8 protein-coding genes are annotated in these 16043 nt (G+C 46.7%); all 8 read right to left on the bottom strand.

Going from position 1 to position 16043, the window contains the following annotated elements:
* Positions 1–117 precede the first annotated feature (117 nt).
* Complete coding sequence (locus tag KUA48_RS07530) at positions 118–270, bottom strand: hypothetical protein (RefSeq protein ID WP_200756283.1); 153 nt, start codon at positions 268–270, stop codon at positions 118–120.
* Positions 271–759: 489 nt separating this feature from the next.
* Positions 760–2949 carry a RagB/SusD family nutrient uptake outer membrane protein gene (locus KUA48_RS07535; RefSeq protein ID WP_218432241.1) on the bottom strand — a complete coding sequence of 730 codons (2190 nt, stop codon included), beginning with the start codon at positions 2947–2949 and terminating at the stop codon, positions 760–762.
* Positions 2950–2984: 35 nt separating this feature from the next.
* Entirely contained in the window at positions 2985–6296 is a 3312-nt protein-coding gene (locus KUA48_RS07540; protein ID WP_118254559.1) for a TonB-dependent receptor, read from the bottom strand.
* A gap of 26 nt (positions 6297–6322) precedes the next feature.
* Positions 6323–7834 (bottom strand): DUF4992 family lipoprotein, encoded by a 1512-nt coding sequence (locus KUA48_RS07545; protein WP_118254557.1) that lies wholly within the window; start codon positions 7832–7834, stop codon positions 6323–6325.
* 106 nt (positions 7835–7940) lie between these two features.
* Complete coding sequence (locus KUA48_RS07550) at positions 7941–8834, bottom strand: sugar phosphate isomerase/epimerase family protein (protein ID WP_118254556.1); 894 nt, start codon at positions 8832–8834, stop codon at positions 7941–7943.
* Between the two features lie 115 nt (positions 8835–8949).
* Positions 8950–11814 carry an AraC family transcriptional regulator gene (locus tag KUA48_RS07555; RefSeq protein ID WP_256624416.1) on the bottom strand — a complete coding sequence of 955 codons (2865 nt, stop codon included), beginning with the start codon at positions 11812–11814 and terminating at the stop codon, positions 8950–8952.
* A 172-nt stretch (positions 11815–11986) separates the two neighbouring features.
* Positions 11987–14554, bottom strand: a complete 2568-nt coding sequence (locus KUA48_RS07560; protein WP_371833705.1) for a glycoside hydrolase family 2 TIM barrel-domain containing protein — start codon at positions 14552–14554, stop codon at positions 11987–11989.
* Between the two features lie 50 nt (positions 14555–14604).
* Positions 14605–16032, bottom strand: coding sequence for a sialate O-acetylesterase (locus KUA48_RS07565; RefSeq protein ID WP_153087849.1), 1428 nt, complete (start codon positions 16030–16032; stop codon positions 14605–14607).
* Positions 16033–16043: the final 11 nt, after the last annotated feature.

Genomic DNA, 16043 nt, shown 5'->3' on the forward strand with positions numbered 1-16043 from the left:
ATTTTTCATATAACTCAGCATCCTGAGAGATGCAAAAAAGGGAGCGCAACCATTAGTGATGCGCTCCCTTTTATGATTGTTTCTTTTATCTTAAAATTCTAACCGAATAACGTCAGATTATTTCTGAACGAACTTCTTGCCATTCTCGATAACGAGACCCTTATAAGAAGCATTCACCTGCTGGCCAGCCATATTATAGCGAACAGACTTCTTGGCAGAAGTTGAGGACAAGCCCGCTAGGCGTTCCGGCGGATTTGCAATCCGCCTCAAGCGAAAATGCAAATATAGTTTGGAGATATGAAAAGCCTACGGCTGGGGATTACAAATCCCCAATAAAGAGGTCGAGCCTTTTTTGTCTGCGGATTGCAAATCCGCAGGAACGCCTAGCGGACTCGCGTTACTTATTACGCCTAACGGACTTGCGAGCCTGTATTATGGACTTACGGCACACCCTCTCTTCTTGTTGCTGGAAAACATAGGATATGTTGCTGGAAAAGATAGGATATGTTGGCGAGATAGTTAGTATCTCCGGTCGCACAACAGCTGTTGTGCGCTTGCATAACAGCTGATATGCGCATGCACAACAGGTGATGTGCATGCGGTGGTCAACTGTTGTGCGCCAACTATTATCCAGACTTAGACACACTCTCCTACAGAAAATATCAGAGACAGAAAACGGGGTGCATTCTCTAAAAAGAGAACACACCCCGCAACCTTAATATATTATGTTATGACTATATCGTCATTCCTCTCTTGACATTACTCAGCCAATGGGTCGAAGGTACCATTGGCACCACCATTGTTGTAATCACCCCAACCGATGGTCTGAGGCAAAGCCTTGTTGGCGATAGATGCACCGGAAGTGAAGCCTAAGAAGTAATACTTAGGACGGAAGTTCATGTAGAGGTAATTCTTGTTAGAATCGTAACCGTCACCCTTCTGTACCTTCATCTTCAAGTTGTTCTTATACCATGTAGACAAGTTCTCGAGCTGAGTATTCAAATCATCCTCACGGAGATCAACACCCTTAGGACGCTCAGTACCAGCTTTCAACAATGGGTCAGAATTGAAAGTTGTACCACCTACGCCATACTTATCAGCAACACGATACTGGATATTTTCACGACGCTGACCGTTCAAAGCCTTGAAGCCAAGCCATGTACAGGTATTGCCACCCCAACCAGTCAAAGTCCATGTAGAAGGAGCACCCTCTACCTTGCCAGTACCACCATCGAAGAGCATCCAACGGCGGAGGTCATCGAAACGCTTACCCTCGTAAGCAAACTCAATCTGACGCTCATAGAGAATCTGAGAGATACAGGTAGCCTGATCATTGTAAGCTGCAGGTGTGATACCATCATCCTCAGAATTTGCAGCTGAATAACCAGCACGCTCACGAATCTGCTTAACATATTTTACAGCCTCATCCAGATGACCAGCACCTGCTGCAACCTCAGCAAGGTTCAGGAGAACCTCAGCATAACGGAGTTCAATCAACGGAGCAGCAGAATAGAATGGAGCTGCACCCTTGGTATCTTGAGCTACGTACTTATAAAGAGGAGAAGAATTGACATCCAAATCATCACTCTTCTTGCGTACATATACACCCTGACGGCTCTTCAACAGGTTGTCTGCACCATAAGAATCACCACTCTCAGGGTTGCCGGCATCATTCATGCTGGTATACCATACATAGTTCCAAAGTACATAGTTGGCACCATCAGAAGGGTTGTTCGCATCGCGCTCTGACGCATTACCACTGTAAGCCCAACGGAAGCCAGGAAAAGCGAATGTACGATAGAAGCGCTTGTCACGATTCAGGAATGGAGTCTCGCTATCCAAAGTCTTCTCAGAACGAGCCAACTTAGTATAAGTATCGCAACTCTCAGGAAGTTTACCATCTGACATTGGGAACATATTAATCAGCATCTGAGAAGCATTCTTACCGCTACCACCTGTATTAGCTGGACGAATCTGACGCTCCCAGTTGTTGTTCTTCTGATTATCGAGACCATCACCTGTTACATTATTGTATAAGGTAACGAACACAGCCTCTGGATTATTACCGCCATCGGTAAACATCTTGGCAAAGGTAGAACCATTCTTATTGTCATTGTCTGTATACAAGTGATAACCACACTTGTTGATACGCTCCAAATCAGCCTTCATGGTTTCATAAGCAGTCTTCCAACGGTTTTCATCGTTAGTACGATTGAAGAGAGGGCTACACCACAAAAGCATCAAACGACCCTTCAAAGCCAAGGCTGTACCAGTAGTTACACGGCCTTTCTCCGACCATCCCGAGCCATTCTCTGTCTTGGCAGCCAACATATCAGCAGCCTTATTCAAATCATCAAGAATAAACTCGTAAGTCTCCTTAGATGTAGCACGAGGAGTAACAGAACTTTCTAAAGGATCTTGTGTTTCCTTAACCAGAGGCACACCGCCATACCACTTGAACAAGTTGTAATAGCACCATGCACGGAAGAAATATACCTGACCGAGCAATTCATTCTTCTGTTCCTCAGAAAGAGTGCTGCCGCTGATACCCTGGATTACATCATTGACATTACGGATTCTACCATATACAGATGCCTGGATATTAGACTGGTCGCCCATGAAGAAATCAGGAACCGAATTTGTGGAACTGGTAGAGCTCAGCTCAACCTGTGGGTCTACAAAAGAGCTGAGACCACTGTATTCCTCAGTAGACTTACCAGCCTCATCCGCATTACCCATAGAAGGATACTTCCAGGTCAAATCGTTGGTTGTTGGCAAACACCAACTGTAGATATCGTTTAGACGACCATTACATCCTTCATAATAGTTGTAGATGTCTTTATTTACATTGTCATAGTTCTTCTTTTCCTCCAGGAAGCTGTCACTACAAGAGCTGAAAGCCAAGGCTGAAACCAGACCAAGACTGAATAATTTTATTGTCGTTTTCATTGTTCTTTTCTTTTTAAAATTATATAAGTATCTCATTAGAATGAGAGATTCACACCCACAGTCCACTTACGGAGGTTAGGATAGCTTCCGTATGATCCCGACATAGGATTCATGAAGTTGTCTGGATATGGATTGTAGAAGTTGATGAGGTTCTGACCGGTAATATTGATACGGCAGCTGTTGATGCCGATGCTACCCAACCAGCTCTTTGGCAAAGTATAAGCCAAGGTCAAGCGGTTCAGAGCCACACGTGCTGTACTCACTCTCCAGAAGCTGGATGCTACAGCATTCACATCTGTATACTTCAAGTTAGGATAGTAAGCCTCACGATTCTCCTTTACAACGAGATTACCTGAGCCATCATATACATCCTGATAAACATACATATTGTCTGGATTCCAGAATGAAGGCATGTTGCAATACTCCAGATTACCAGTTGGCTTCAATGCTGCACCAGGAAGTGTGGCATAACCGCCCCAGCTTGCACCAATCTGAGCTGTCAGAGAAAGTCCCTTCCAGTCTGCACCCAAATTCATGGTCAAACCATAGAGGTTGCTGCTGCGGTGACCTAACTCTACCTGGTCGTTGTCTACATCTACGACACCATCAGGTCCGGCATAAGTACCTGTCTCAGGATCGTAAGCACCACGAACATCCTTATACATCAACATACCAGGGCGAACCTGGTCTTTGGTCAGACCCATATAAGTAGAGATGTTGTACTTCGTGAAGTATTCCTCAATATCCTGGAAGCTACGGAACATACCGATGCATTGCATACCCCAGAGACCTACGTCTGTACGGTGACCAGGAGTAATCTGACGGTAGAGATAGTCTGTAACCCAGTCCATATTCAGTACCTTGTTGTCAGACCAACCTGTGTTGATACCAATACGATACTTGAAGTCCTTACCAATCTTATCCTTCCATGTAACAGAAAACTCACCACCCCATGAATCCATCTCACCGATGTTGGATGCAGCACTCTGTGTACCTACGGTAGAAGGAACAGTCTGCTTGATATTCATCAGCATCTCGCGGTTCTTCTCATAATAGTAATCGAAGGTTACAGCCAGACGGTTGTTGAGGAACTGTGCATCAATACCCACGTTGGTCTTGTAGTCTTTATCCCAATGAACGTCTGAATTTACAGCAGAATTGTTCTTGTTGATGGTGATACGGTTGCCAGAATCCTTACCAGTCTCGAATACTGTACCACGGTTGGCATCCTGTGCATAAACCTGCATCCACTGCCATGCCGCTGTATTGTCTCGACCGGTCATACCCCAGGAAGCACGGAGCTTCAGGAAGTCAACTCCCTTCACCTTGTTACGGAACCAGCTCTCCTCTGAGATTACCCAACCTGCAGAGAAAGCAGGGAAAGTTCCCCAGTAGTTCTTTGGAGCAAACTTGGTTGATGCATCAGAACGAACCAGAGCCTCGAAGAGATACTTGTTGGCATAGGCATAGTTGATACGGCCGATATATGAAAGGGTACCGCTCTCACTACGGGTAAACATAGTAGTCATCTCACCTGTTGCAGAGTTATACTGACCGGTAGTGAAAGGATACGGGGTCAAACGCTGTCCCTGCAAGTACTCACTCTCTGCCTCAGACTTCTCTATAGAGAACAGACCACCCAGATGATGCTGACCGAAATCGCGCTGATACTGGGCTGTGAAGTTCATCTGATAGTTATCAGTACGAACCATGGTACGAGCCAGATAGTCACCATTGGCGGTTGTCACACCATTGAAGTTAGACGCTGCCAGGTAATCGAAATCTGCATTATCGCCGCTGGTAGGAGTATAAAGGTGGTTACCGCTACCATAACGAGTCAACATCTGATAGAGGGTGAAGTTTGAACCATACTCATTACCCTTATCGGTATTGATACTCTTGGAATAAGAGAAGCGCAACTTCAATCCCTTCAGAATCTTGCTCCAACCGAAATCATAATCAAGGCTTCCGCTGATATTCAGGTTAGAATTCATGTTCTTGCGGTAGTCGCCATTGTTCTGCAAAGTAGCAAAGTTATACTGCTGGTTCTGGTTCTTCTGTGTATTGCTAGGACCATAAGCCAGGAGATCATAACCATTTACTGATTCAGGCATGTAAGTAGGACGGGTCAGAAGGAGGTTGTAGTCCTTCTCATCGCCAGATCCACCCACCTTTACCAATGGCTTTTCCTTTGTAGCATAGTCACCGCTAACAGTCAGATTAGCGCCCAACCACTTGCTTACTTTTACATCCACACCGGCACGATAGTTCCAACGGTTATAGTTGAGTTTACCGAGGTTACCATCCTGATCGAAGTAAGATATACCTGCAAAATAGTTCACCTTATCGGTAGCACCACTTACGTTTACGCTGTGCTTCTGGGTCATACCAGTTTCCCAATACTTATCGAGCAAGTCGTAATTCAGTCCCTTCATAGCCTCCAACTCATCAGCCTGAAAAAGGGCAGTAGTCTTATTGAGGGAAGTATTGGTTGGGTCAGCTGCTGTTACAGCATTGTACAAACGACCATACTGGTAAGCATTCAGCATCTTTGGGCGAGAAACCTCATCGGTGAAACCGAAAGAACCGCTATAAGAAATGCGAGGTGCACCCATCTTACCCTTCTTGGTAGTTACGAGGATAACACCATTGGCAGCACGGGCACCATAAACGGCAGCAGAAGCATCCTTCAATACAGAGATACTCTCTACCTCAGAGGCATCCAGGTTATTGAAAGCCTCAGCACCGAGGTTCTGGTAACTGTTACCAACCTTTACATCGTTAGGATAGATATAACCATCGATAACGAAGAGAGGCTGCTGGGCTGTAGAACCAACTTCGCCCAATGAGTTGGTATCACGGATCATGATACGGGCATTCTCACCAGGACGGCTCTCACCACCACTTACGCTCAAACCGTTAACCAGACCGCCCAAAGAAGAAGCCAAGCCACCATTAGCAAGGTCCTGGATTTCATCTGTTGGGATGTTAGCTACAGAACCGGTCAGGTGAGCCTTCTTCTGGGTACCGTAACCTACGACTACCACCTCCTGAAGAGTCTTGTCGTCAGCAACCAGCTTGATAGTACCACCATTGGTAGTAGCATCCCTAAAACCGATATAAGAAACGGTAACCTTGCCACCCTTAGGAACAGACAACTTATAGTTACCATCCATATCGGTAATCACAGCAGTCTTGGTACCGGCAACCTTTACGGTAGCACCGATAACAGGTTCACCGAGGTCATCGAGTACAGTACCCTGCACTACTTTATTTTGAGCCATTGCAGGCACAGCACAGGTAAGTGCCATACCAAAGGCCAATGTCTTTATATATTTACGTTTCATCTTGTTTCGAGATTAGATAGTTTAAATTATTTCCAACGTGGATCACCGATTGTACTTGAAATCGCACCGGTAGCCTTGAAATTAAGCCCGAAGTTAGGCTGGGTGAAATCGAGTTCCTTCTTGGTCTCTGCCTCAGCAAATCCAGCATCCTCTTCAGTAGCCAGCTTACCCTTATCGGTTCCATCTACTGAACTGCCGACACCCCAGACAGTATTCAGATTCTGGTGATATTCCAATTTACAGTTGCCCTGAATGAACTTCTGCAAACGGAAGCAGTCGTAGAAGATATTGTTATCATAAGTAATCACATATTCCTTACGATTAGGAGTATTGTTACCGAACTCCTTCTTGTCATATACACGGATAAAGGTATTATCCATCATGGTACAAGAACCACCTGCTGTAGGGAAGGCATGGTCCAAATCCTTGTTGTTGAAACGGAACATACGATTCTTACTATTGCTTTCAATATTGTAGATAGTAGAGTTCTTGATGGTAATGCTCTTGATACCACCATACCAGAACTGACCGCCACTAGGAGCCTTGAAGCCATTAGAAAAGCCGCAGATGATAGCACCATTAGAGTTCTTCTTTCCGTCATTACGCATCTGAACCACGCTGTTCATCACACGTACATCAGCAATACCCCAAGAGCACTGGCCTACAGAGAAGAGTCCGTCGATGACATTCTTGAAGGCACAATCCTGAATGATAATTGGGTCTTGCAGGATATATACATCGGCAGGCTTACCACCATTCTTGCCAGCACCAACGCCCTGAGACTCTGCAGAGCAAGATGCAGGTGGCTCTGGAGACATCTCGATGATACCACCCTTATGAGTTGTGGCAGAGCAGTCGAAATTGATGAACTTCACCTTCAGCTGAGCTGAAGTATAGATGGCAGCACCTTCACCCATAGTAACCAAAGCATGGCTCAGTTTGTTACCACGAAGGGTCATCTTGTTGCCCTTGAAATCAATTGAGTTATTGCAGGTATAAGTACCACCTGCTTCCAACTCGAAAGCCTGCTCCTTATCTGATTCCTGCAAGTTGGCAGCAATAAAATCAGAGATGTCAGAACCTGTAGGAATGGTCGTCGCTGGAACCAAAGTACTGTAAGACTTAACTGTTGGCTTATCAGCCTCAGTATTGTTCTTTGCCTTGTTTCCCAAGGTACGTACCTCAATCTTATAATTGGTATCTTCAGCTATCTTGAATTGGAAAGAAGTACCATCAATGGTATCACTCGCCACCTCCTCAGGATTGTCTGGATCATCCACATTATAAGCCTTACACTCGTAACCGCCAGCGCCATAGACTACCTTCCATGATACTTGCAACTTATCTGAACCATCAGAAGCAGCAACTGTCTTTGTCGAGAGTTCAGGTGACTCAAGTTTCACTCCAGACACGCCGTCGTCAAACTTCTCTTTGTCATCAAAACCATCAACGGCACACGAACCCAAGAACATCGCTCCTACGGCAGCAAGTGCCAGAGAGAAGAGTCCTTTCCGCGCAATGAAATGATTTTTCTTCATAATTGTCTTTTTTAGGTTTAACTATATTTTTATTTATTTCTTTTCTAACACGATTTACACTTTCCTAATTATAAAAAAGTAGTTTGCCAGTTATTCCCCGAAACTGTTACCGCTCTTGAAATACCTGTTTTAAGTAAGCGATGTTTCTACCGAAATTATATTTCACGTCTCTTACCCTCTTTACATCACGGCTCCGCTCTACCACCAGCCAGCCGCTCCATTTCATCTTGTCAAGCGTCTTCCTGATTTTCGGAAGATTAATCTCCGGGTCTTCCTGAAGATTTACGCTATCTGTATTGGAAACATGTATCTGGACGATACGCTGGGCGCCCAACTTCCGGAGTTCCTTGCAGATATCACGATGATGATCGGCTGCATCCTGGAAATTGTAGTAGACCTTAATCTGACTGCTGCCTACTTTCTTCAGCAGTTTCTTATCAAACTTAGCTCCCATTCCGGTTCTGATACCGATGGTGATACCCTCCTGCTTTGCCATCTCACCGGCTGTGCGAAGGCGAGAAACCATCTGCTGGTATGCTGCACAGCCTTCCTGCTGCCAGTCTTTTCCGCTACCTCCGAGTGGAAGGAAAGCCACCTTGCTGCCAAAGAGTTTCATCGTCTGGAAACAATCTTTCAAAAGGTCTTGATAATTATCACGAGTCAGGAAACTCTGAGCGAAGAAGCCACTCATCGCCATAGAAGGAACAGCTACGCCATACTGACGGGCTGCAGCCTGAAACTTTTCTGCCTGTTGTGGTTCTCTAAGCTGATTATCAAATAACACGCGTTTACCCAATCCGCCCATGTCAACCTCAACGCCATCTGCTCCTAATTCATGAGCCAGTTTAAACTCGCCCAGCTTCTGACGTTTCAGCATCATCCAGTCGCAAGCAGCTATCCTGTACCTAGGAGTTGCCGCCTGTGAGCATATTGGTAAAGTGTTCAACAACGTAAATAACAGAACCAATATAAACCTACTATGATAAGACAGTTGTTTCATTAGCCTTTTAGGTAAAAATGATTAGTCAACATTTAATTTGTTTGTTTCAATTGCCTAAAAGACGCACATTGGTTCACGCTGTAATCACCTTTTTTGAGATTTTTTATAAAAAACTTTATTTTTTTATTTCACTCTCCTGCTGCTGCGCTACATACTCTCTTGGCGACATGCCATATTTCTTACGGAAGCACTTGCCGAAATAGCCTACATCGGTGAAGCCGCAACAGTAGGCTACATCTGTGATACTCTGACCGGAATGCTTCAGCAATTCTACGGCATGACTCAGTCTGAAATCCTTCACCATATCGCTTGGCGAACAGCCCATCACAGCCTTCGTCTTCTTGAAGAAGGCTGAACGGCTCATGCCCAATTCCTGTGCCAGCATATCTATCTCGAAATCGGCATTGGTCAGGTTGGCTTCCATAAACCGGCGCACCTTGTCAGCAAACTGCTTATCCTGCTGTTCGGCATTAAACTTGCGCTTATACTCTGCCAGCTGGTTCTGGATGTAGATATTGTTCTTCAGCCGAATCTGATACTTCGCATAGCGGAAAGCATAGTAGCTGGCTACGGATATCAGAATGATGTAGATGAGATAAGCCCACCACGTAGCCCACCAGGGTGGAAGAATGGTGATGGTCAACTCTCTCGTGCTGTGAGAATCAGGATTGGTGGCATCCATTACCTCTACGATAAACTGATAGGTTCCCGACGGCACATTGGTATAGGAAGCCAGACGGTTCTTGCCGGCATAATGCCAGTCATGGTCGTAACCCTTCAGCTGGTAACGGTAGCTGATGCGCTCCGGATTGCAGAAATTCAGGGCAGCAAACTCCAGAGTGAACATCGACTGGGAATGACGCAGGGTGAGACGATCGGTATAAACCATCGATTTCTCCAAGATGGCTGGCTGATTGTAACTGCGGATATCGCGGTTGTTCACCTCTCCACCTATTATATATATAGGATATTGCAGACGGGTGGTATGGATACGTTCCGGCTGATAAGCAAGGATTCCTTCCTTGCACCCCAGCCATATCTCCCCATTCTGGATCAAAGCCGCAGAAGATTCCTCAAGCTGGACATCAGGGAAACCGTCGGAATTGTCGAAATGCTGGATGCGGTCTGATTGATAATCATAGCACGACAAGCCATCGGCATTTACCAGCCAAAGGCGTCCCATCTTATCCTCTAAAATCGAAATGATGACATCATTATGCAAACCTTCCTTTGCTCCCAAAGAAGTAAGGATAGGCAGATGCGTCACTTCATCAAAACCATCCAGACGACTCAGACCTCCACCAAAGGTACACATCCAAACCTGCCTGTTGTTATCTTTGTAAAGTCCGTAGATGTCACTATTGGCACGGGTATTGATATCGGTATTGCGATAAGTCTCGAAGCGCAAGTCGCCTACCGATTTGAAATCTGTCTTGAAAGACATCAGTCCGTCCATCGTTCCTACCCACATTCTCTGATGACTGTCCTCTACCAGGTTGCGGGCATCCATGTAGAGTCCGTAACCGGGATAGTTTTTCATACCATGATATTTATTATAGAAGCGCATCTTTCCGCCCTGTTCCTGCAGCAGATTGAGACCTCCATCCAGCGTAGCCACCCAGATGCGATGGTAGGAATCCTGACAGGTCATATAGACATTGTTGCCGCTGATGGAATAAGGATCCCGGGCATCATGACGGTAATGATCGATGCGATACCCTATTGGTCTGGAGGCATCGGGAGTCAGTTTTACCAATCCGTCTCCCTTGGTAGAGAGCCAGAGATTCTGCCTGTCATCACACATGGCATGATAAATGCTGCCGATTTGATGATGGGCATAATCGAACACCTGCTTCACCCTGCCCTGCATATCCAACAGATAAACATTCTTGCTGCGGGCACCCACCAGCACATCACCATTCTTCAACTGGCAGATGGCTTTCACTCCACTCTTATCACCATCCGGCAAAGGGATGACACGGAACTGGTTGGGGGTGAAACTGACACGGTAAATGCCATTATCAGCAGAAGTGAGCCACAACAGTCCGTCCTTGTCCAGGTTCATGTTCAAGAAGTGGCTATCTGGCTTATGGTCTTGGAACTTAGGAAGGAAAGCCAGGTTAACGCCTTTCATCGTCTGCGGATCAATATAGATAATTTCGCCAGCACCGGAAAGATAGAAGTAACCATGATGAGAGGTGGCGATGAACTTAGGTTCCACCACCTTACCTACGCCCGAAACCGGATAACGGCGTTCCCATCCGGTCTTCGGATTACGGCACACCAGGGCGGTATGCGACTCATCCAACTGCCACACACATCCGTTCGGGGTATGATAAACAAAATGTTCCTTCGATTTACGGGCGAAATACTGCTGCCACATGCCGAGCGTCCACTTCCTGTTTTTCGCAGTAACAGGAACGGAATAAATCTGATAATCCTTTCCTACATAGTTGGCACGCGAAGCCTTCAGCTGTACCACATCCTGGCGCAACTGATAATTGAACGTATTGATATACTTTCGGGCATCTACCAGCGTCTGGATACGGATGTTTCCATCCTTTAATGTTTCTGCAAGAAGCAGGTTCTTATCTTTGGTGAGCAGGAGAATCTTGCCGGTACCATCTGCCTGAATCTTGATGACCTGCAGATTACGGGCATAAGGTTTCAGTTCTTCATAGACATCTTCGAAACGTTCGGTCTGCTTGAAGAAGACGCTGAGTTTCCAGTCGAGCGTCTTGATCCAGAGATTGCCCAGAGCATCTTCTGCCAACCATTCTACCTTACGGGGTGGCTGGTCGGAAGAAGAGTTGTAAGCATCAGAATAATTGGCAAAACGGGAACCGTCGAAACGGGATAAGCCGAACCAGGTTCCAAACCACAGGAAACTGTCTTCCGACTTCAGAGAACAGTATACGATGTCGTGAGGTAACCCTTCCTTCGTAGAATAATGAGCTACCTGCATATTGTTCTGTGCCATACCCAACAAGGCATAAAGCGAACAGAAAAGTATGGTAAAATATCGTTTCACGTATGCAAAAGTACAAAAAAGTCTTGAAATCTCCAATAAACTTTCTGTTTTTTGAAGATTTCAAGACGATAACGATTACGTAAACGGAATCTTCTGCAAAGAACTCTCCGGTTACGCATTATTAATTATTAATACCGAAATCAGCCTGCTGGTCTTCTACCTCTTTCAGCATCTTTGCCTTCTGCTCGGGTGTAAACTCATGAGAAGAAGAAGAAGTGGCAGAAGAAGCATTCTGAACAGATGATGAAGTGGCAGACTTGGCAGTCTTTGTACCCATCATCATGGTTCCCTGATAAGCTACGCTCTCTATCTCCAGGTCGGCAGGAGTAGGAGCATGAGTACCCGGGAACTGAACCTCGGCATGAATCTTAATCTTGCCCGGCTTCATCGTGCTGCGCACCAGGATAGGAGCACTACCCCATTCTACAGCTCTCGGATTGGCATTGATGCTGGCATCACCAATGATTTCGCCCTCACCCTCCAGGGTAAAGCGGATATTCTCTTTAGTCAGACGGCGAACATGACCGTTATCATCGGTCACTTCGGCTACCACAACCACAAAGTCGCTGCCATCAGCCACCAGCGGTTTGCCCATCTCATCAACATAAAGACGGAGTTTGGTGCTGCGGCGGGAAGGCATGCGCTGGTCGGTACAAACCACCTTGCCATCCTTGTATCCCTCTGCTACCATCACTACCATCTGAGGAGATTTCTTCTTATAACTGTATTCGCGAGCCTCCCAAAAATCCCAGGCATTCTTGAATACCACAGGGGCATTAAAGGCGGCTGCCGTAGGATGAAGAACTGGCAAAGTATAGGTATGAGCACCTTGATAGGTGGTAAGACGAACGCTGTCACAATTAGAGAATACCGTCACATCGGCATCGCTGAACTGGGTCATCTCGTGAGCGATATGCACAAATGGCTGGTCGCTGCGCTGTGACTCAAACATATAATAAGCAGTCTTCTTCTGTCGGAATGCATCATAGATACCGCCCCAGTAAGGATCTGGATGATAGCCGCGCTGATGATCGAAAGGATGCCATTGGCAACCACCGATAAACTGTCCCGGTGTGTGCATCTCCTCTGTTGTCTTCGCCAGAGAATAAGCCTGGGTCAGCATCGGTTTCTCACCCCAGCTGCGGCTGGCACGGTTCAGGTTGTTATGCGCATACCAGTCATCCACATACTCACCAAACTCTCGGGTAAAGACACACTGGCTGATGCCGCTCATATCCATATCCGGCCATCCGTAAACCACATCATAATTTTCCTTGACACCTGCCGAATTCCAGTCGGCAACAGCCACAGGACGGTATGGATAAGGATACTCATCCTTGGTCAACTGCAGCGACTTCAGGGCGAAATCCTTAGGATAGCGGGTCTCATTCAGGATAGGCTCCCACATCAGAACCGAAGGATGGTTGCGGTCACGACGGATGATTTCACGGGTATTCTGGAACACACGCTCGGCAAATTGAGGGTCCTTGTTCCAATACTGCCAGCCCGGTGTAGCCACGATGATGAAGATTCCGAGTTCATCGCAGGCATCCATGAACGACGGGTCCTGAGGATAGTGGGCAGTACGGATGATGTTGAAACCGGCATTCTTCAGACGGAGCACATCTCTCCATTGCTGACTGTTGGGAAGTGCATTGCCCACATAAGCAAAATCCTGATGACGGTTGGCACCGATAAACTGACGGTATTTCTTGCCATTGAGCCAGAAACCTTCCTTGCCACGGAACTCGAAGCTGCGGATACCTAACTTGGTCTTTCCGCCGTCCAATACCTGCTTACCATCCTTGATGCGGGTAACCACACTATATAAATAAGGTGTCTCCGGCGACCAGAGATGCGGATTCCTGACAGAGAACATCTGTCTGACGGTCTGATGTGCATCGCCAGCTGCCAGGAGCACATTCTGCGAAATGGTCTTGAGCACCTTGCCCGAAGCATCCAGCAGACTCTGCTCCACCTTCACCTTGCGTGCCTTTCCGCCCACATTCTGCAAGTCGACATCAACAAACACCTTCGCCTGCTTCTCTGAAATATTCGAGAAATGAACGAAGATGCCGGCATCACGGCGGTCGGCTTCAATCACGTTGGTGATAGAAATCTCCTTCTTATTGATAAGCCATACATCGCGATAGATACCACCATGATAAGCAAAGTCGAGTGTATACTGCGGTTTGCCAGGAGGATAACTCTTGTCATTAGAGTTGTCAGCCATCACAGCCACCACACACTTATCGCCCTTCTTCAGTCCCTGCTCTTTCAGGTTGACGATAACAGGCAGGTAACCGCCGAAGTGCTCCTTAGCCAGTTTGCCGTTCACATAAATCTTCTGCTTGCCCATTATTGCCTCGAAATAGATTTCAGAGCGATTGCCCGGCACGATAAAGGTTTTGCGATACCAGGCTATACCCTGATAGTTGCGGCAACCCGAAGCCTCAGCAGGTTCCAGTTTCACACTATGAGGGGTAGAAACTACCCCCCAGCTTGTATCATCATAGTCGGCACGTTCTGCGCCCAGCACATCACCCAGATGGAACCGCCAGTTGGGATTGAAATTCCACACCTCGCGTCCCTGGTTGTTGACAGGAAACAAACCCGCCACCGATGTATCATCGTAAGCCGATGCCTTTGCCGAGCCTGCGCCCAGCAAAAGCATCATAGCCATCAATATGTAATATCTCATCTATAAACTATTAACTATAAACTATTAACTATAAACTATTACTTCACTTCCCAATCGTCGGTACGGAAAGAGCTGACAGGCAGACCATCGTGGAAAAGGTCGCCCACAACCCAGTTTTTGAACGCATAGCGCACAGCCACAGGTTTCTTCACGTCCTCACTCTTTACATAAACCTTGTTGCGTGAAATCCAAGCCTGTGCCTTGTGGAATACCTGATCTTCGCCGGCAATCTCGAAGTTGTCGCTCTTAGGACCATTGTTGAAGTAAACCCACTCCTTGCTGCGGTCGAAGCTGACTACAGCGGTATCGCCCTTGAACTCAACACTCTTGTAGACAGCGAAATCAGGCAATCCCTTCTGACCATAAGTATTGGCAAGAGAAAGCAGAGCCAGACGCTCGCCCACCTCCTTCTTCTTACGTGGATGGATGCCATACTCCAGACCGGCATCAAGCAATACAGCCATACGGCAGTTGCTGATGCGCTTCTCTGCCTCCATCTGCTTTTCACGAAGCAGGGCACTGTTGTTTTTCCATTTTATCAGACTATAATCGTAGGGTGCAATCTGACAATAATAGAACGGAAAAATCCCCTGCTTCCATTCCTTGCGCCAACTGTTTACCAGGGTCTGCATCTGGTCGGCATAAGTAGCATAGCGATTGCAGTTATCCTCACCCTGATACCAGATAACACCCTTCATGGTGTAACCGATGAGCGGATGGAGCATACCATTATAGAGAGCCGAAGGACAGCGCTGCTGATATTTCTTCACATCAGCCTCATTCCAAGGTGTATGAAGTTTAGGGAATGCCTTGAGCCAATCGCTCTTGATGAGATTGCCGTTGATCCATGCCTCACAGGCACTACCGCCCCAGGAAGTAACAATCAGACCTACTGGTACACCCAGCGATTGGCGCAACGTCTTACCATAATAATAAGCAGCAGCACTAAACTCACGAACGCTTGCAGCATCAGCTTCCTTCCAGTCGCCAGCCACCGTATCAACAGGATGCAACTGGGCATTGCGCTGAACCGTAAAAAGGCGCAACTGCTGGTCTTTACACAGCATCAGTTCTTCAGGAGTGCCCGCAACAGGCTGTGCCTTGAATCCCTTCATCGGCATCTCCATGTTACTCTGACCCGAACAGATCCAGACCTCACCAATCAGGATATTGTGAAGTTTCAGTTCCTTTCCATCGCTCAGACTCAGTTCATAAGGGCCGCCAGCCTGAGGCGTTTCTATCTTCATCGCCCATTTTCCCTGGGCATCGGCTTGAGTCTTATAGGTCTTGCCGTTCCAGGAAGCACGCACTTTTACCACCTTGTTGGCATCAGCAGTACCCCAGAGGTTGCATTCCGTCTGCTGTTGTAATACCATATTGTCGCCAAAGATCTTTGGCAGTTTCACTTCTGCCTGCGCTGCCAGAGTCATGGCAAGCAGCAGAGCTGAACATAACAGTTTCTTCATTTTATTCAATG

It is taken from the genome of Segatella copri (assembly GCF_019249795.2).
Lineage (GTDB): Bacteria > Bacteroidota > Bacteroidia > Bacteroidales > Bacteroidaceae > Prevotella > Prevotella copri_B.